General features: G+C 65.7%; 16 protein-coding genes and 5 tRNA genes. 4 read left to right on the forward strand and 17 right to left on the reverse strand.

What is annotated here, in order from left to right:
- Positions 1 to 6: 6 nt before the first annotated feature.
- Positions 7 to 1,254 (forward strand): TIGR03862 family flavoprotein, encoded by a 1,248-nt coding sequence (locus ABE546_RS11340; protein ID WP_346463727.1) that lies wholly within the window; start codon positions 7 to 9, stop codon positions 1,252 to 1,254.
- A gap of 107 nt (positions 1,255 to 1,361) precedes the next feature.
- On the opposite strand, the gene ABE546_RS11345 is transcribed toward ABE546_RS11340, so the two are convergent.
- From ABE546_RS11345 to ABE546_RS11380, 8 genes are all read right to left on the reverse strand, one after another.
- Positions 1,362 to 1,841, reverse strand: a complete 480-nt coding sequence (locus ABE546_RS11345) for a GNAT family N-acetyltransferase (protein ID WP_313217848.1) — start codon at positions 1,839 to 1,841, stop codon at positions 1,362 to 1,364.
- Positions 1,838 to 3,460 (reverse strand): FMN-binding glutamate synthase family protein, encoded by a 1,623-nt coding sequence (locus tag ABE546_RS11350; protein ID WP_313212024.1) that lies wholly within the window; start codon positions 3,458 to 3,460, stop codon positions 1,838 to 1,840. Before ABE546_RS11350 ends, ABE546_RS11345 begins: the two co-directional genes overlap by 4 nt.
- Positions 3,461 to 3,491: 31 nt before the next feature.
- Positions 3,492 to 4,778, reverse strand: coding sequence for a nucleotide sugar dehydrogenase (locus ABE546_RS11355; protein ID WP_346463729.1), 1,287 nt, complete (start codon positions 4,776 to 4,778; stop codon positions 3,492 to 3,494).
- 303 nt (positions 4,779 to 5,081) lie between these two features.
- Positions 5,082 to 5,537 carry a BLUF domain-containing protein gene (locus tag ABE546_RS11360; RefSeq protein WP_313212027.1) on the reverse strand — a complete coding sequence of 152 codons (456 nt, stop codon included), beginning with the start codon at positions 5,535 to 5,537 and terminating at the stop codon, positions 5,082 to 5,084.
- 107 nt (positions 5,538 to 5,644) lie between these two features.
- Positions 5,645 to 6,676, reverse strand: a complete 1,032-nt coding sequence (locus ABE546_RS11365) for a TraB/GumN family protein (RefSeq protein WP_346463731.1) — start codon at positions 6,674 to 6,676, stop codon at positions 5,645 to 5,647.
- 96 nt (positions 6,677 to 6,772) lie between these two features.
- A tRNA-Leu gene (locus ABE546_RS11370) sits at positions 6,773 to 6,859 on the reverse strand.
- A gap of 100 nt (positions 6,860 to 6,959) precedes the next feature.
- Complete coding sequence (gene hemN / locus ABE546_RS11375) at positions 6,960 to 8,333, reverse strand: oxygen-independent coproporphyrinogen III oxidase (protein WP_346463733.1); 1,374 nt, start codon at positions 8,331 to 8,333, stop codon at positions 6,960 to 6,962.
- A 44-nt stretch (positions 8,334 to 8,377) separates the two neighbouring features.
- Positions 8,378 to 8,815, reverse strand: a complete 438-nt coding sequence (locus ABE546_RS11380) for a group III truncated hemoglobin (RefSeq protein ID WP_313212030.1) — start codon at positions 8,813 to 8,815, stop codon at positions 8,378 to 8,380.
- Positions 8,816 to 9,003: 188 nt separating this feature from the next.
- Here ABE546_RS11380 and ABE546_RS11385 point away from each other — a divergent pair, with 188 nt between their 5' ends.
- A complete protein-coding gene (locus ABE546_RS11385) occupies positions 9,004 to 9,297 on the forward strand; it encodes a hypothetical protein (RefSeq protein ID WP_121041710.1) in 294 nt (97 codons plus the stop codon).
- 2 nt (positions 9,298 to 9,299) lie between these two features.
- A complete protein-coding gene (locus tag ABE546_RS11390) occupies positions 9,300 to 10,388 on the forward strand; it encodes a 4Fe-4S dicluster domain-containing protein (protein ID WP_346463735.1) in 1,089 nt (362 codons plus the stop codon).
- A 55-nt stretch (positions 10,389 to 10,443) separates the two neighbouring features.
- Here ABE546_RS11390 and ABE546_RS11395 read toward each other — a convergent pair whose 3' ends face one another.
- The 7 genes from ABE546_RS11395 to ABE546_RS11425 form a co-directional block, all read right to left on the reverse strand.
- On the reverse strand, positions 10,444 to 10,692 hold the full coding sequence (locus tag ABE546_RS11395; RefSeq protein WP_019183363.1) for a hypothetical protein: 249 nt from the start codon (positions 10,690 to 10,692) through the stop codon (positions 10,444 to 10,446).
- Positions 10,693 to 10,962: 270 nt separating this feature from the next.
- Positions 10,963 to 11,424, reverse strand: a complete 462-nt coding sequence (locus ABE546_RS11400; RefSeq protein ID WP_313217838.1) for a BLUF domain-containing protein — start codon at positions 11,422 to 11,424, stop codon at positions 10,963 to 10,965.
- A 149-nt stretch (positions 11,425 to 11,573) separates the two neighbouring features.
- A complete protein-coding gene (locus ABE546_RS11405; protein WP_346463737.1) occupies positions 11,574 to 13,628 on the reverse strand; it encodes an ATP-binding protein in 2,055 nt (684 codons plus the stop codon).
- Positions 13,618 to 15,207, reverse strand: coding sequence for an ATPase domain-containing protein (locus ABE546_RS11410; RefSeq protein ID WP_346463739.1), 1,590 nt, complete (start codon positions 15,205 to 15,207; stop codon positions 13,618 to 13,620). Before ABE546_RS11410 ends, ABE546_RS11405 begins: the two co-directional genes overlap by 11 nt.
- 42 nt (positions 15,208 to 15,249) lie before the next feature.
- A tRNA-Cys gene (locus tag ABE546_RS11415) sits at positions 15,250 to 15,323 on the reverse strand.
- 77 nt (positions 15,324 to 15,400) lie between these two features.
- Positions 15,401 to 15,476: transfer RNA gene (locus ABE546_RS11420), tRNA-Gly, on the reverse strand.
- A 146-nt stretch (positions 15,477 to 15,622) separates the two neighbouring features.
- Positions 15,623 to 15,698: transfer RNA gene (locus ABE546_RS11425), tRNA-Gly, on the reverse strand.
- Positions 15,699 to 15,901: 203 nt separating this feature from the next.
- Between ABE546_RS11425 and ABE546_RS11430 the strand changes: the two genes are divergently transcribed.
- Entirely contained in the window at positions 15,902 to 16,255 is a 354-nt protein-coding gene (locus ABE546_RS11430; protein ID WP_346463741.1) for a hypothetical protein, read from the forward strand.
- Positions 16,256 to 16,345: 90 nt separating this feature from the next.
- Here the strand turns inward: ABE546_RS11430 and ABE546_RS11435 are convergent.
- Together ABE546_RS11435 and pgsA are read right to left on the reverse strand one after the other, a co-directional pair.
- A tRNA-Gly gene (locus tag ABE546_RS11435) sits at positions 16,346 to 16,421 on the reverse strand.
- A gap of 46 nt (positions 16,422 to 16,467) precedes the next feature.
- Positions 16,468 to 17,091, reverse strand: a complete 624-nt coding sequence (pgsA, locus tag ABE546_RS11440; RefSeq protein WP_088433209.1) for a CDP-diacylglycerol--glycerol-3-phosphate 3-phosphatidyltransferase — start codon at positions 17,089 to 17,091, stop codon at positions 16,468 to 16,470.
- Between the last annotated feature and the right edge of the window lie 4 nt (positions 17,092 to 17,095).

Here is a 17,095-nt window from a genome sequence, read left to right on the forward strand (position 1 = left end):
GCCTGCATGAGCATTGCCGTGAACACCCCACGCCGGGTCGCGATCATCGGCGGCGGCCCCGCCGGCCTGATGGCGGCGGAAACCGTGCGCGCTGCCGGCCACACCGTCGATCTGTACGAAGCCAAGGGCTCGCCCGGGCGCAAGTTCCTGATCGCCGGCAAAGGCGGCCTCAATCTGACCCACTCCGATGCGCGTGAGGTGTTCATCTCGCGCTACCGCGAGCGCGCGGACGCGGTGGGCGGCTGGCTGGCCGATTTCGATGGCGAGGCGCTGCGTGCCTGGGCGCTGGCATTCGGCGTGGAGACCTATGTGGGCAGTTCGGGACGTGTGTTCCCGGTCGACCGCAAGGCCGCCCCGCTGCTGCGCGGCTGGGTGCGCCGGCTGAAGGAACAGGGGGTGCGCTTCCACGTGCAGCACCGCTGGACTGGCTGGGATGACGCAGGCGCGCTGCGCCTGGAAACCCCCGAGGGCGCGACCACGATCACGGCCGATGCGGTGGTGTTCGCGCTCGGCGGTGGCAGCTGGCCGGAGCTCGGCTCGGACGGTGCGTGGGTGGCGCCGATGACCGCCAGCGGCATCGACATCGCCCCGCTGAAGCCGGCCAACTGTGGCTTCGACATCGGCTGGACGCCCTACTTCAGCGAGCGCCAGGCGGGTGCCCCGCTCAAGCCGGTGGTGGCGCACTGGACCGACCTGCAGGGTGAGCCGCGCTCGCTGCAGGGTGAATGCGTGATCACCGCGACCGGCATCGAAGGCAGCCTGATCTACGCGCTGTCGGCCGATCTGCGCGACAGCCTGGCCCGCGACGGGCAGGTGACCCTGCAGCTGGACCTGCTGCCGGGCCAGACCGAAGCGCAGGTCGCGGAAAAACTGCGCAAGCCGCGCCAGGGCCGCAGTTTCGGCGAGGTCCTGCGCCGCCAGCTGGGTCTGGGCGGGGTCAAATCCGCGCTGCTGTTCGAGGTACTGGGTCGCGAGGCCGGGCAACTGCCGCTGGACCAGATCGCGCATGCGCTGAAGCGGCTGCCATTGGCTCTGCAGCGAGCCCGTCCTATCGATGAAGTGATCAGCACCGCCGGCGGCGTGCGCCTGGAAGCACTGGATACGCAGCTGATGCTGCGCGGGCGCCCGGGCATCTTCTGTGCCGGCGAGATGCTGGACTGGGAAGCGCCGACCGGCGGCTATCTGCTGACGGCCTGCTATGCCAGCGGGCTGCGCGCCGGGCGTGGCGTGGTGGCGTGGTTGGCGCAGGCGTGAATCACGCGGTGCCGGCCAGCGGCCGGCACTACCGAGGTAGTGCGCACCGTGGCGTGCCGGACCGCCTGTCAGGACATGCAATCGGTAGTGCCGGCCGCTGGCCGGCATCAGCGCCTGCGCTGCATCCGCACCGAAGCGAGCGCTACCCCGCTGGGGTGTGGGTAGCTTTCCTCGCGCAACGCTTCAAAGCCACAGCGACGATAGAACGCGACCGCATTGAGCGAGGCTGAGAGCACCAACGGCCGCGCCGGATCCGACCGTGCTTGCATCGCCTGCATCAAGGTCAGGCCGATGCCACGGCCGCCGCAGTCGGGATCGACGAACAACGCATCGATTTCGTTGCCGGCCAGATCGATCACGCCATAGCCCAACAGCGCGCCGTCGGCATCTTCGGCAATCACGCAGCCACCGGCGGCGAGCAGCGCGCGGTAGTGGTCCGGTGGCGGTGAGGCCGACCACGGGGCGATCACCTCCGGCGGATAGGCCGCACTGCACAGTTCACGTACGCAGCGCGTGCGCAGCAGCCACAGTCTGTCCGCCTCCTCGGCACGGCCAACGCGCAAGCGCAGGTCACGCGCATCGGTCATCGCGATTTGCTTGTCCGCAGCGCCTGGATGCGCGCCGGCGGCTGGAACGAATCACTGCGCGCATCGGCCCAGTAGTCGTGGAAGACCGCATGGTCCGGCACTTTGCGCAGCAGCTCACCCGGGGCCAGATAGCGGTACAGCGAAGCCAGTGAGCGGATTTCCACCGGCGAGACGCGGCGCAGGATGTGCTCCGGGCCCAACTCGGAAGGATCGTTCAAGCCGGCCGCGCACAACAGGTCGCGCAGCGCGCGCAGGGTGTTCTCATGGTAGTTGTGCACGCGCGTGGCCTTGTCAGCGGCGTCCAGGTGACGCCAGCGATGCGGGTTCTGCGTGGCGATGCCGGTGGGGCATTTATCGCTGTGGCAGCTCAGCGACTGGATGCAGCCCAGCGCGAACATGAAGCCACGCCCGGCATTGCACCAGTCCGCGCCCAGCGCGATGGTGCGTGCGATCTCGAAGGCACTGGTGACCTTGCCCGCCGCACCGACGCGGATGCGATCGCGCAGGTCCAGGCCGACCAGCGTGTTGTGCACCAGCAACAGCGCCTCGTGCATCGGCACACCCACGTGATCGATGAACTCGGCCGGCGCCGCACCGGTACCGCCCTCGGCGCCATCGACCACGATGAAATCCGGCAGCAGCCCGGTTTCCTGCATCGCCTTGGCGATACCGAACCACTCCCAGGGGTGGCCGATGGCCAGCTTGAACCCGACCGGCTTGCCGCCGGACAACTCGCGCAGCCGCGCAACGAACTGCAGCAGTTCCACCGGCGTATTGAACGCGCTGTGCCTGGAGGGCGATACGCAATCCACGCCCATCGGCACGCCACGGGTGATCGAAATCTCCTCGCTCACCTTGGCCGCCGGCAGCACGCCGCCGTGGCCGGGCTTGGCGCCCTGCGACAGCTTGATCTCGATCATCTTGACCTGATCATGGGTGGCGTTGGCGACGAATTTCTCTTCGCTGAAACCACCGGCATCGTCACGGCACCCGAAGTAGCCCGAGCCGATTTCCCAGACCAGGTCGCCGCCCATTTCGCGGTGATAGGGCGAAATCGACCCTTCGCCGGTGTCGTGATAGAAGCTGCCACGGCGCGCGCCTTCGTTGAGGGCGCGGATCGCGTTCGCCGACAACGAACCGAAGCTCATCGCGGAGATGTTGAACACACTGGCCGAATACGGCTTGGCGCAGTTCGGGCCGATCTGGATGCGGAAATCGTGGTGGCCGATCTCGGTCGGTGCCAGCGAATGGTTGATCCACTCGTAGTCCACCGCATAGGTGCTGCGCAGCGTACCGAACGGCACCACGTCCATTTCATTCTTGGAGCGCTGGTAGATCAGCGCGCGCTGCTGGCGCGAGAACGGCACATCCTCCAGATCGCTCTGCACGAAGTACTGGCGGATCTCCGGCCCGATCGATTCCAGCCCGTAGCGGAAGTGGGCCATCACCGGATAGTTGCGCCGCAGCGTGCTGCGCTTCTGCAGCAGATCCCAGGTGCCCAGCACCACCAGCAACGCCGTCACGCCGACGCCCCAGTACCAGGCGGGCCAGATCGTGGCCAACCACAGGCAGACCGGGAACAACCCGATGGCGAGCAGGTACGCGAGATAGCGATGCATGGCTTTCCTCAATCAATAGCTGCCCCCGAGTCTACAGGCGGTCGTCCACCACTTCCCGGGGCCACACGGATTTGACGTCGTACACCACACCGCCCGGCGTGAGCAGCGCGCGCACCTGCGCGGCGTCGAAGGCACGGAAACGATCATGCGCCACCGCCAGTACGACGGCGTCATAGCCGGCCGCATCCGGGGCCTCGACCCAGCGCACGCCCGCATCGGCCAGTGCGGCCGGCCCCACCCACGGGTCCTGCACGTCCACCCGGGCGCCACTGACCTGCAGGCGCTGCGCCAGTTCCAACGCGCGGCTGTTGCGCAGGTCCGGGCAGTTCTCCTTGAAGGTCACGCCCAGTACCAGCACGCGTGCCTGCGCGACATCGATGCTGCGCGATGCCAGCAGTGCCAGCACGCGTTGTGCGACATGCTCGCCGACCCGGTTGTTGACCTGTCGCGCGGTGTGGATCAGGTCCGGGTGATACCCCACGCTTTCGGACTTGTGCAGCAGGTAGTACGGGTCCACGCCGATGCAGTGGCCGCCGACCAGGCCCGGGCGGAACGGGAGGAAATTCCACTTGCTGCCGGCCGCATCCAGCACGTCCTGGGTATCGATGCCGAGCCGATCGAAGATCAACGCCAGCTCGTTGACCAACGCAATGTTGACGTCGCGCTGGATGTTCTCGATCACCTTGGCCGCTTCGGCCACGCGGATCGAGGGCGCCGGCCAGGTGCCGGCCGTAATGATGCGCTTGTACAAGGCATCGACCACGGCGGCGACTTCCGGCGTCGAGCCGGAGGTGATCTTGCGGATGTCCGGCAACCGTCGTTCGCGGTCACCCGGATTGATCCGCTCCGGGCTGTAACCGCAATAGAAATCGACGTTGAAGCGCAGCCCCGATCCGGCCTCCAGCAGCGGCACGCAGACTTCTTCTGTCGTGCCCGGGTAGACGGTGGATTCGTAGATCACGATGTCGCCCGGCGTGAGCAGGCCGGCGATCAGGGTGCTGGCACTGCGCAGCGGCCCGAGATCGGGCTGCTCATGCGCATCGATCGGGGTGGGCACGGTCACGATGTAGACGTTGCACCCGGCCAGCTCTGAAGGATCGGCGGTGTAGCGGGCATGCAACGCAGCAGCCAGTTCATCCGCGCCCAGTTCCAGGGTGTGATCCATGCCACGCTGCAGCTCGGCGACCCGCGCCTGATCGATGTCGTAGCCCACCGTGGCCTGGTGCCGGCCAAAGGTCACGGTCAACGGCAGCCCAACGTAGCCGAGCCCGATGACCCCGATGCGCGCGGACACCGCGGCGGAAATGGCGTGCGTCATCGAGCGGCTCCGCACCGCGGAACCGGGCCAGCCATCAGGCGGGGCATCATCAGGGAATACGTCATGCGATACGGAGCCGGGAGACAGGTGGTGCAAGACTAACGCGCCCGACCCTGCCCCACAAAGAACAAAGCCGCCGCCCGCGGAGAGTACGGACGACGGCCAAAGGAATAATGGTCCAGCTGCGGTTACTACCCTTTCAGACAGCCTCCAAGGGCAAACCCCGCAAGACTGGTCACAGCTGGTAGAAAGAGGATAGGCGTGCAACCGTGATCATTGTGTTACGGACAAGGTTGTTTTGCGTTACGACCCCAATGTCACCGCTGCCGGTTCCAACTCGCCGGACACACCGGTCCATGCCTCCAGCAGACGACCAAAACCTGCGGGCATATCGTCTGGCTCGGAACACCGCTGTTGGAACCCCTGCCAGGGCGCCTCGACGATACGCGCAAGCGCATCCGGTTCGACCGCTGCCGATGCCATCGTCCAGCAGGGGAAATGGCGTTTCTCCACGAACCCTCGCGCGAGTTCGCGCAGATTCGTATGGATGCGCGCGTTGAACACGCGCTGGAACACCGAGTCGACACCGTCCTCCGGGCCCTCGAAGTACTGCAGGAAACACCGGCCGTCGAACATCAGCACGCCGGTCACGCCTGCCACTTTGTTGAACCCCATTGCTGCTCGCAGGATCTGATCGATATCAGACGTTTCGATTCCATCGATAGCGTCGCTGACATAAGCGACCGCATGCAGCGGCATGAAGGATTTCCGGAATGAACTGAAGCTGACTATGCCATGAAGTTTTCGCACTGGGTAGACACCGAATGTGCCCACGGTCTCGTTACGAATCGCCCATTACTCACGCCTTATTCCGGTGCCTGGACCTCATAGCCCCGGGCACGCAGTTGATCGGCATAGCCACCGGGCATCAGCAGCGAGGTCACCGGGACGGTCGCAAAGGTGACCGCATTGCGCGCCAACGCCTCGCCGGCCAGGGTCATCCATTTGCGCTGCGCCTGCGCATCGACATCGGTCAAGCCACGCCGCCGCCCGAAATCGCTGTTGGCCACGGCATCCACGCAGGCCAGGTACTGCCCCTTCACCGCCAGCCGCTCCAGCGCCTCGATATCACCGACCGACCAGGCGTTGGCGCGCTCGGCCAGCAGCGGCAGGCCGTGTTCGACCACATCCAGGGTACGGCGGAAGCACTCCACATCCTGCAAGGCGGTGCCACGCACTTCCTTCAACGCCTGCCGCGGATCGGCGATCTTGATCGTGACCTGGGTCGGGACCGGCGTGAGACCGTGCGCCTTGCTGGCCTTCTGCACGATCCTGGACACCGGTGAGGAACGGCCGAGGCCGACATCCTTCAGTGCGGCGGCATACAGCTGGGTCGCGGCCACCAAGGGCCGGTCTTTCTCGATGCCTCCGTCGCGGCCGATGTGGCGTTGCTTGAGCACTTCCCAGCGCGCGTAGAGATCGGGCGGCAACAGCTCGCGCAAGGTGCGTCCGTCGGGATCACGGGCAGCCTTCATCGCCGAGGGCACCAGGGTCAGCCCGCGGAAAAAGCCCACGTCGGCATCCAGTGTCCAGCCCGGCGAGCCGAGCACTTCCTGCGCGCTGGCGATCACCGCCTGCACCTCGTCGGCACGCCACGTCAGCTTGGCTGGCAGCGGCGAAACCGTCCCGAGAATCCACAGTGTGTGGCCCTGGGCATTTCGGACCTGCCACATGCCTGGCCCGGGCTGCTCACCCGAGACCACCACCGGGGCGAGATCGATCACCTCGCCTGCGGCCTGCGCCGGCACCTGCGTCTGGGCCTGCGCATGGGCCACGCCGCCGAACAGCAGCGCCACGCCCCACACCAGTGCTTTCCCTGCACGAACTGCGTTTGCCATGTGGCGTGTCCGAGGTGGGTTGCTGCGCAGCGTACGGTGGCACGCGGCCGGCTGCGTAAAGTTTGCGTTGCGCGGGCAACGCGTGAAACTGGCCGTTGGTGCCCGGGGCCGGAATCGAACCGGCATGGGGTTGCCCCCGGCGGATTTTAAGTCCGATGCGTCTACCAGTTTCGCCACCCGGGCAACGGCGCGCATAGGGTGCCTGATCGCGCCCGGTTTTGGAATGCACGCGTCACTGCGGCCCCGCTCAGATCGCGCGGGAATACCGCACGGGCTGGTCCGGCTACGTCAGATAGCGGTCGAAGCACATCGCCAGCAGCCGCAGCAGTGGGCGCCCGCGCTCGCTCGCACGCACCACGCCCTGCGCGTAATCGGCCAGGCCGTCTGCCTGCAGTGCCGCCAGCGCGCGCAGTCCCTCGGCGAAATACGTCTCGAAGTCCACGCCGTGCCGTGCCGCCACGGCTGCCCCGTCCACTTCTCCCTGGCACATCAACTGGCCGATCACTTCCGCGCGCAGCACATCGTCCTGGTCCAGGGTCAGGCCGCGCCAGACCGGCAACCGCCCTGCATCGACCGCCGCTTCCCAGGCCGGCAGTTCACGCGGGTTCTGGCTGTAGGTCTCGCCGATGTGGCTGATCGCGCTGGCCCCCAGGCCCACCAGATCGGTGTCGGCGTGCGTGGTGTAGCCCATGAAGTTGCGGTGCAGTTGCCCCGCCCGTTGTGCCCGTGACAGGTCTTCCTCCGGCAACGCGAAATGATCCATGCCGATGTACTGATAGCCCGCGTCTGAGAGGCGCTGCACCGCCAAGCCCAGCAAGGCCAGCTTCTGCTCGGGGCTGGGCAGATCCGCATCGGCGATCTGGCGCTGCGCGCGGAACAGGTGCGGCAGGTGCGCGTACCCATACACCGCCAGGCGATCCGGTCGCTCGCGCAGCACGGTTTCCAGCGTCTGCGCGAAACCGGGGAGTGTCTGCTTCGGCAGGCCGTAGATCAGATCGACATTGACCGAGCGCAAGCCATGCTCGCGGCAGGCACGCAGGATATCCAGTGTGTCCTCCACGCCCTGCTCGCGGTTGATGGCCTTCTGTACATCCGGATCGAAATCCTGCACGCCGAGGCTGGCGCGGTTGAAGCCCAGCTCGGCGAGCACCGCGATATCGGCCCGTGTGACGAAGCGCGGGTCGAGCTCGATGGAGAAATCGCGCGCGGCCGCCGTGCTGAAGTTGAAGCGCTGGCGCAGACCATCGATCAACTCGCGCATCTGTGCCGGCGCCAGGAAGTTGGGCGTGCCACCGCCGAGGTGCAGCTGGATCACTTCGCGCGCCGGATCGAACTGCGGCGCCATCAGGTCCGCCTCGCTCAGCACGCGGGCGACGTAGCTGATGCCTTTGCTGTGATCGCGGGTGATGACCCGGTTGCAGCCGCAGTAGAAACACGGGCTGCTGCAGTACGGCACATGCACGTACAGCGACAGCGCGCGGCCCCGGCGGTTGCTGTCCACGATGGCCTCGCGCAGGGCCAGCTCACCGTAGCCGTCATGGAAATGCGGGGCGGTGGGATAGGAGGTGTAGCGCGGGCCCGGCCGGTCGTGGCGACGCAGCAGCTCGGGATCGAAGTGCCAGGCGAGCCCGGCGGCGGCAGGCGAGAAGGTATCCATGCCGCCAGCTTGCGCGTGCGCGGGTGCGCACGCATTGCGTCAGATCAATTCACGCCCGGGCGGCCCGCCATCGGCAGGCTCGGCCAGCGCAGCATCTGGAAGCGACGCCAGAAGGTATCGGCGATCCGCTCGGCGACATCATCGGCCAGCCGCTGCATCGGTGGATTGCCGCATTCGGCGGTGGTCTGCCGGAACAGGGCCAGCCAGCGGTCGAACAGATCGCGATCCAGCTCATCCATGGCCATGTGCTTGGGCATGGGCGCGCCTTTGAAGCGCCGCGTGCCGCGCAGCATCGCCGACCAGAAATCCACCAGCTGCGCCAGATGCGCATCCCAGTCGTGGATCCGCGCCGTGAACACCGGGCCCAGGCGCGGCTCCTCGCGGACACGCGCGTAGAAGTCGTGCACCAGGCGGGTGACGTCCTCTTCGCTGCACAGGTCCAGTGCCGGAAGAGGCAGCACGTTGTCGGTGGGATCGGACATGAACACCCTCGGGCAGCAACGCCCAGCATCGGCGGCAGGGGCTGCCGCTGCCTTGATCAGAATCAATGAAGCCGACGGCGAAGCCTTCTAGTCTGGGAGCTCGACAGGAAGCGCGCACTCGCGGTCCCGGCCCCCGGTCGGCGCGAAGTATAGCCGTGCCCTGCCCCCTCCTCCTGACCGTGGCCGCAATGAACGACCTGCACGACCCGCCCGACGGCAGCCGCCGACGGCTGATCCAGCAATGGGGCGCCATCCTGTGGCCCAGCTTCGTCGCGGCGGGCCTGGCCAGCGTGGTGTTCTTCGCCTTTGTGGACCCGCTGCGCCTGCGCGACATCAGTTTCCCGCAGCACGAGATCAGCCGCGAGCTGGGCTACACGCTGGGGTTCTTCATGTTCTGGGCGGTCACCGCCGCCGCCAGCGCGATCACCTGGTACCTGCTGCGGCCGATGCCCAGCGACGATGACGACCTGCCACTGGGGTGACCATGACAGACCGCCTCACCCTGCATCTGGTCGATCCCTCGCCTCCGTCCCCGGCCCCGGGCCGGCGCGCGCCGCTGCGCTGGCGGCCACTGCTCTCGGTCATCCTGCTGGCCGGCTTCTATCTCCTGCCGTGGCTGCGCTGGGAGGGTCGCCAGGCGCTGTTGTTCGACCTCACCGCGCGCCGCTTCGATCTGTTCGGCTGGACCCTCTGGCCGCACGACGTCGGCATCCTGCTGGGCCTGGCCGCCGTGCTGGCCACCGCGTTGGTACTGCTCACTCACCTGGCCGGCCGGGTGTGGTGCGGCTACGGCTGTCCGCAGACCTTGTGGAGCCGGTTGTTCCGGTGGATGGATCAAGGCACCGCACGCTGGCTGCCGGCCACCGGCGCAGCGCGTGCGGTCAAGCATCTGCTGTGGCTGCTGGTGGCCGCGTGGACGGGCATCACCTTCGTGGGCTTTTTCAGCCCGATCCACGGTCTGGTCGGTACGCCGTGGCCACCGGTCTGGAGTGGCTGGGAAACGTTCTGGATCGTCTTCTATGCGGCAGCCACCTGGGGCAATGCCGGCTTCCTGCGCGAACATGTCTGCCGCGAGCTGTGTCCGTATGCGCGCATCCACGGCATGTTCTGCGACAACGACACGCCGCGCATGCAGTACCACGCACGCCGCGGCGAACCGCGCGGCCCACGCGTGGCTGGGCTGGGCGGTGTCCAGGCGCGGGGACGCGGGCTGCTTGATCCCACCAGCGCCAGCGACTATGCCTTCCGCGCCGCACATGAAGACATCGCTGGCCCGATGCCGCACTTCAGCGCCGATCGCCTCGGCGATTGTCTGGATTGCGGCGCCTGCGCCAACGTGTGCCCGATGGCGCTGGACGTGCGTGCCGGACCGAACGCTGATTGCATCAGTTGTGGCGACTGCCAGGATGCCTGCGATGCACGCATGCGTGCCTGGCAGTTCCCGACCGGGTTGATCCGCTATGCACGTCCATCGGCCATGCAGCACCACCCGACCCGGTGGATTCGTCCGCGCACGCTCGCCGCCGCCGGCACGCTGCTGGCGCTGCTGGCCATCGGTCTTCATCACCTGTAACGGCGCCGCGTTGGCGGTTGTCCCCCGTACCGGTTCCCGGTCCCCCGACCCGGTCTCAGCGCGCGCGCGGGCGTGCGCTGCGCGGCGGCACCAACTGGGCGCGCCGCACGATCCCCAACTGTTCAATGATCAACGCCAGCTCATTGGTGACACGGGTTCGCGCGGTGCCCTGCGCGGGTGGGACCAGACGCTCGAGCACGCGCTGGTAGGTGGACCAGAATTCCGGGCCGCAGCCATGTTTCACGTAGCTGGCTTCCAGCTCGGTTCGCACTCCGTCAGCCAAGTCATGTTCGCCGTATTCCATACGACCTCCGTGGGACTTGCTTGCTTCAGGGACGACAAAACCCCCTCAGGGGCGGATTCACTTCGGGTTCACCTAAAATTTGCACGGTCATCGCATTAAGTCAATTACCCGAAGGGTAAAGGCCACGCCCCTGATGAACCGTTCATACAACGTCCGAACCCGTGCCTGCATCATGCAGGCCGGGTATTGACAGCAATATGTCAGGGCAGCGCTTCGGATACTCCGCGCCTGGCCGCCCCGCCCCGGGAAGCTGCACAGGGGCGCGCCACCTCACTCGGCCGCCGAGCGGCTCTCCTGCATACCCGCGCGCGCGGGCAGGTGCGGCGCGACGAACTGCATCAGACGTTCCATGGCACTGCCTGCCGGCGGTCCGCCCGCGGCGCGATCGGCAAACGCCTCCCATTCTCCGGCAGACAAGATCTCGACCAGGGTCGGCTCCACGCCCAGCCAGCGCATGCTCCAGTAAGGAAAATAGCGCGCAGGCACGCGGGCGTGACCGAGTTTGCGAATGTTCCGATGACTGCGGGCCTGCAGTACGCGCTCGTGTACTGCCGACACCCCATCATCCGGGCCTTCGAAGTACTGCAGGAAACGACTGCCGTCGCAGAGAAGCACACCGGTGACCCCGGCCAGGCTGTTGAAGCGGATGGCATCTTCGACAAGGGCGTCGAGATGCTCCGCAGACAGCGGGCCTGCAACGTCGCTGACATACGCGATCGCGCAAAGGGGCATGGGTAAACTCCGACGATTTCAAAGCACTATGCTGTCACTTTCAGGTATCTAAATAAAGCCGTTGCCTGAAGCGTTCAGAACACTTTCAAAACGAATGCTCCTTGTCGCGCACGCTTTCGCCGGACAGGCACACGCCGGGTGCCGCGGGACTACCGATGTCCCGCCATCGAGCTTCTTACCGCCTCACTGAACGCATCGAGCAGAAACGGCTTGGCGATCATCGCCATGCCGTTGTCGAGGAATGCCGAGCGTTCCTGTGCTTTCTCTGCGTAGCCGGTCATGAACAGCACCGGCAACGACGGCCGCGATTGCCTCGCGATTTCGGCCAGCTGGCGTCCGTTGAGGCCGGGCAATCCAACGTCGGTGATCAGCAGGTCGATCTTCTTCGATGAGCCGAGGATCGGAATGGCGCCATCGGCATCACCCACGACTTCGGCGGTATACCCGAGGTCTTCCAGCACCACGGTGACCAGCATGCGCACCTGCTCGTCATCCTCCACCACCAGGATCGACTGCCCGGCGCCGAGCGACACCGGCTGTGCGCTCGGTGCACCGTCGTCCTCGGCGGCGTCGTGCACCACCGGCATGAACAGCGCTACCGTGGTGCCCTGCCCTGGCGTGGAATCCACCGTGATGTGGCCGCCGGACTGCTGCATGAAGCCGTAGATCATCGACATGCCCAAGCCCGTGCCCTTGCCGATCGGCTTGGTGGTGAAGAACGGCTCGAAGATCCGCTCGACCACCTCCGGTGGCATGCCGGTGCCGGAATCGGAGACCGATACCACGGCGTACTCGCCTGCCGGAATGGTCGGCACTTCGCCCTCGGCCGCAAAGACGTGCGAGGTCCGCAGGATCAACTCACCCCCTTCAGGCATCGCGTCACGTGCATTGATCGCCAGATTCAGCAGCGCGCTTTCGAACTGGTTGCTGTCCAGGTTGGCGCGCAGCGGCGCGTCACTGGTCGCCATCTGGATGCGGATCTTCTCGCCCAGCGTGCTGCGCAGCAGGTGCTGGACCGAGCCCACCAGCGCATTGAGTTCCACGGTCTTCGAATCCAGCGACTGACGTCGCGAAAACGCCAGCAGACGCTGGGTCAAGGCCGCCGCGCGCTGGCTGGAGGCGGTGGCCGCATCCAGGAAGCGCTCCATCCCTTCCATGCGCCCCATGTCCAGGCGCATGCGCATGATGTCCAGCGAGGACAGGATGCCGGTCAGCATGTTGTTGAAGTCGTGCGCGATGCCGCCGGTCAACTGCCCGATCGCATCCATCTTCTGCGACTGGCGCAGGGCCGCTTCGCTGGCCTCGCGCGCGACCATCTGCCGCTCCAGCTCCGCCGTGCGCTCGGCCACCATCGCCTCCAGGTCCGAGGCATGTTGCTGACTCGTTTCCAGGGCCAGCTTGGAGGCAGTGATATCGGTGACGAAGACGTGGAACCCGTCCGGCGCGCCGTCGGCATCGAAGCGCGGCGAATAACGGATCTCACTGTCGCGCCGGCGGCCGTCACTGAACGGCCAGTTGGCCTCGAACACGATGTGCTCGCCCGCCAGCGCACGTTCGATCAACGGGCGGCGGCTGCTCCATACCTCCTGCCCGAATACCTCCGGCACGCGTTTGCCGATCACGGCCGATACCGGACGCTCGAACCAGGCCTCATACGCCTTGTTGGCGAAGCGGTAACACAGGTCGCGGTCGATGAAGGCGATCAGCACCGGCATCGCATCGGCCACCAGGCGCAGCTCTGCTTCGCTGCGCTCCAGTGCGGCACGGCCATCGGCCAGCGCCCGCATCTGATCGCGGACCAGGAACTGCTTGTCGCGCGCCCGCAGCGCACTGCGCACGGAGCTGAGCAGCGAGCTGCTGCCCAGCGGCCGCTCCAGCTCGATGATGTTGATCGACAACTGCAGGCCAGGATCGGCCAAGGGGCGCTTCTGCGAGCGCGGCGAACGCAGCAGAATGAAGGGAATATCCGACCAGGACGGTTGCCTGGCCAAGGGCTCCAGCAACGCGGCGGTGCCCTTGGCGACCGCCTCTTCGGTGACGACCACCGCGCCAACGTCATCATCAAGCGCGTCGGCCAGCCGTGGCAGGCTCTCCTGGATCGCGGTCCGCAGCCCGGCGGCATTGAGTACGCCGGCAATGCTCTGCGCATCGCGCCCGAACGGCGCAACGATATGCACCACACCGGAAACGGAGTCACTCTGCACGGGTGTGGCCGAGCAGATGCGCCGTATTGCCCACGAATTCCGGCGTGCCGGTCAGAATGCCCTTGAACTCGTTGAGCGGGGCACTCAGCGAAATCCCCTTGCCGTCGATCTTCAGCTCGCGGATCGTATTCTCGTGCGCACCGCCCCGATTCTTGATCACCGAGATCGCCTTGCGGATGCGCCCCTGCGATTCGAAGAACCGGAACAACACGACCGAATCGGCGATGTAGGAAACGTTGAGGTTGCCGGTCGACATGGTGCCGACCAACCCGTGTTGCGGATTGATCAGGATGGTCGCCACGCCCTTCTGGTTGAGGTAGGACAGCATCTCGTGCAGCTGAAGCATCAACTGCTTTTCCTGGGGCATCGCGGTGACGTAGCCGTTGAGACTATCGATCACCAGCAGGCGGCAGTGGCGCTCCTCGACCGCACGCTGCATGTTCCAGGCGAACTCGCCCGGTGAGATCTCGGCCGGATCGACCTGGAGGATTTCCAGCAGGCCCGACGCCAGGTGTTTGCTCAGATCGATATCCAGCGACTCGGCGCGGGCGAGCAAGGTGCCGATGCGCTCATCGAATTCGAAGATGCAGCAGTGTTCACCGCGCTCGCAGGCCGCCCAGACGTACTGCAGCGCCACATTCGTCTTGCCGCTGCCAGCCGGGCCGGTCAAAAGCGTGCTGGTGCCCCGCAGCGGACCGCCGCCGAGCAGACTGTCGATCTCGCCGACCCCGCTGCTGATGGGCGTGCCGTTGAACGTGGCGTGGTGGTCCGAGGCGATCAACCGCGGGAAGACCTCCAGGCCCCCTTCGCGGATGGTCATGTCATGGTAGCCAGCGGTGAAGTTCACTCCGCGCAGTTTCTGGACATGCATCCGGCGGCGCGCCGGGCCGAAATCCAGCGTGAGCCGTTCCAGCGACACCACGCCATGACACAGACTGTGCAGCTGACCATCGCGCTCCTCACCGGAGGCCGTCATGTCATCGACCAGCACCACGGTCGCGCTCTTGGGCGCGAAGAACTGCTTGAGCGAGAGAATCTGCCGGCGATAACGCAGCGGATCCTGCGACAGCAATCGCAGCTCGGACAGCGAATCGAACACCACCCGATGCGGCTTGATGCGCTCCACCTCGCCGAGGATCAGCTTGACCGTTTCGTCCAGCTCGACTTCCCAGGAGTGCAGTACCGACTGCATCCGTCCGTCGCCCAGCGCTTCCTCGGCCGAGGCCAGCTCGAACAACTCCAGCCCATCCAGGGACCAGCCGTGCGCATTGGCAACTTCGCGCAGCTCGTCAGCTGTCTCGGAGAGCGTGATGTAGAGGCAGCGGTCGCCCTTGCTCAGCCCATGCAGCAGAAACTGCAGGGACAGCGTGGTCTTGCCGGAGCCTGGGGGTCCTTCCAGCAGGTACAGCCGCCCCTGCGGGAAGCCCCCGCCGAGGATGCTGTCGAGGCCTTCGATACCCGTCGCTACGCGTGCTTTTTGTGTCTGCATAAGGCTGCCAAAGTGGACGGCCGCAGCATACGAAGCGCGTTGTGTAGGCCCTGTCGGCTCTGGCCTCCGAAACTGAATGGAGGCCCACAACGCACAAAGCCCGCTTTCGCGGGCTCTGGGCTACTTTCTATTTGGAGGCCTGGGTCGGAATTGAACCGGCGTACGCGGATTTGCAGTCCGCTGCATGACCACTCTGCCACCAGGCCGGTGACCCTACGATCATCGAAGGCGTGTTGCGTGCCCCGATAAAACAAGACCCCGAGAACGGGGCCTGGTCAGGATTTGGAGCGGGAAACGAGACTCGAACTCGCGACCTCAACCTTGGCAAGGTTGCGCTCTACCAACTGAGCTATTCCCGCAAAATCAAGCGTATATGTTACCGAAACCACTCGAAACACACCAGCTTTTTCACACTTTTTTTCACATCCCGGCCCCTGCTTCCGGACCGGATGCCCGCGTGCCACCGCGGAGAAAAACAAGGCCCCAAGGGGGCCCTGTCGAAATCTGGAGCGGGAAACGAGACTCGAACTCGCGACCTCAACCTTGGCAAGGTTGCGCTCTACCAACTGAGCTATTCCCGCAGACTTTCGCTTGCCCCGACGGCACCGCACCCTGAGGCGCTGGAGGCTGTCGGCCCCTCGACCTGCGTCGAAGGAGCGCTATTCTGTCGGAATTCCTTCACGTCGTCAACATCCTTTTCGCACCACGTCAGTGCGCTGTTCCGATCTGCCCGGACGCCTCCACAGCGCTGGCGCAGCCCCTCGATCCCAGGAACCCTTCGGCCATGCCACGCCATCTCCGTATCGCCCGCCTCGCCAGGGGCACTGCGATCAGCCTCGTCGCCGTCACCCTCCTGCTGGGTGCAACGACGCACGTCTTCTCCAACGCCTGGCTGATGCTGACCGACAGAAGCAACGTGATCCCGGCCGAGTCCTCGATCCTCTGGTTCGAGCCCTACGTCATCAACCAGGGCGCATCGAACTACTGGCTGTACGGCAAAGACCGCACCAACTACTACCACTTCGCGCATATGCAGCAGGCGCTGTACCTGTACCTGCCGATCAATAACAGCTGCCCCGGGTTTGATCGGGAAAACATCCGCACCTGGTGCAACGTCCGGATCGGGAAGCACCACTGACCCTCGACACGCACAAACGAAAAAAGCGACCCGGAAGGTCGCTTTTTTCGTTGCATCGCATTGGGACGAATCCCGATGAAATGCGCTATCTGGAGCGGGAAACGAGACTCGAACTCGCGACCTCAACCTTGGCAAGGTTGCGCTCTACCAACTGAGCTATTCCCGCTTGGGAGGCGAAATTCTACAGCCAAATGCACCCCTGTCAACAGCCCTCACGCATTCTTTTTTGCTTTGGCGTTCTCACGCGCAAGGCGCTCGTCTTCGCGCAGGCTCGGCCACGCGGCGTGCAGGTATTGCAGGCCCGACCACAGTGTCAGGATCGAGGCGATCGCCAGGGTCCAATCGCCGATGTGGAAGACCTGGGTGCCCATCCAGATGTCCTGCATCGGGGTGTGCGGCGCGACCGAGTACAGCAGGCACAGCAGCGCGACCATCTGCGCGGTGGTTTTCACTTTGCCGATCACCGCCACACGCACTTTGGCCCGCTGGCCGATTTCCGCCATCCATTCGCGCAGTGCCGACACGGCGATTTCACGGCCGACGATCACGGCCGCCCAGACCGCCATCCACGCGGTGGGATGGCCCTGCACGATCAGGAACAGCGCCACGGCCACCATCAGCTTGTCCGCGACCGGGTCGAGGAAGGCGCCGAACGCGGACTGCAGGTCGTAGCGGCGGGCGATCCAGCCGTCGAGCCAGTCGGTGAGCGCAGCCAGGCCGAAGATCGCCGCCGAGGCGAAATTGGTCCACTTGTAGGGGAGATAGAACACCAGCACCAGGACGGGGATCATCACGATCCGCAGCAGGGTCAGCCAGGTGGGGAGGGTCAACTTCATTGCG

The organism is Stenotrophomonas sp. TWI377 (assembly GCF_039674525.1).
In the GTDB taxonomy this organism is placed as follows: domain Bacteria; phylum Pseudomonadota; class Gammaproteobacteria; order Xanthomonadales; family Xanthomonadaceae; genus Stenotrophomonas.

Bases quoted from the DNA above. Each gene is read 5' to 3' on its own strand.
- ABE546_RS11385 (WP_121041710.1), top strand. From the start codon at position 9,004: ATGAACGACCTGCACGACCCGCCCGACGGCAGCCGCCGACGGCTGATC.
- ABE546_RS11365 (WP_346463731.1), bottom strand. From the start codon at position 6,676: ATGGCAAACGCAGTTCGTGCAGGGAAAGCACTGGTGTGGGGCGTGGCG.
- ABE546_RS11380 (WP_313212030.1), bottom strand. From the start codon at position 8,815: ATGTCCGATCCCACCGACAACGTGCTGCCTCTTCCGGCACTGGACCTG.
- ABE546_RS11430 (WP_346463741.1), top strand. From the start codon at position 15,902: ATGCCACGCCATCTCCGTATCGCCCGCCTCGCCAGGGGCACTGCGATC.
- hemN (WP_346463733.1), bottom strand. From the start codon at position 8,333: ATGGATACCTTCTCGCCTGCCGCCGCCGGGCTCGCCTGGCACTTCGAT.
- pgsA (WP_088433209.1), bottom strand. From the start codon at position 17,091: ATGAAGTTGACCCTCCCCACCTGGCTGACCCTGCTGCGGATCGTGATG.
- ABE546_RS11340 (WP_346463727.1), top strand. From the start codon at position 7: ATGAGCATTGCCGTGAACACCCCACGCCGGGTCGCGATCATCGGCGGC.
- ABE546_RS11400 (WP_313217838.1), bottom strand. From the start codon at position 11,424: ATGCCCCTTTGCGCGATCGCGTATGTCAGCGACGTTGCAGGCCCGCTG.
- ABE546_RS11350 (WP_313212024.1), bottom strand. From the start codon at position 3,460: ATGCATCGCTATCTCGCGTACCTGCTCGCCATCGGGTTGTTCCCGGTC.
- ABE546_RS11345 (WP_313217848.1), bottom strand. From the start codon at position 1,841: ATGACCGATGCGCGTGACCTGCGCTTGCGCGTTGGCCGTGCCGAGGAG.
- ABE546_RS11355 (WP_346463729.1), bottom strand. From the start codon at position 4,778: ATGACGCACGCCATTTCCGCCGCGGTGTCCGCGCGCATCGGGGTCATC.
- ABE546_RS11395 (WP_019183363.1), bottom strand. From the start codon at position 10,692: ATGGAATACGGCGAACATGACTTGGCTGACGGAGTGCGAACCGAGCTG.
- ABE546_RS11360 (WP_313212027.1), bottom strand. From the start codon at position 5,537: ATGCCGCTGCATGCGGTCGCTTATGTCAGCGACGCTATCGATGGAATC.
- ABE546_RS11390 (WP_346463735.1), top strand. From the start codon at position 9,300: ATGACAGACCGCCTCACCCTGCATCTGGTCGATCCCTCGCCTCCGTCC.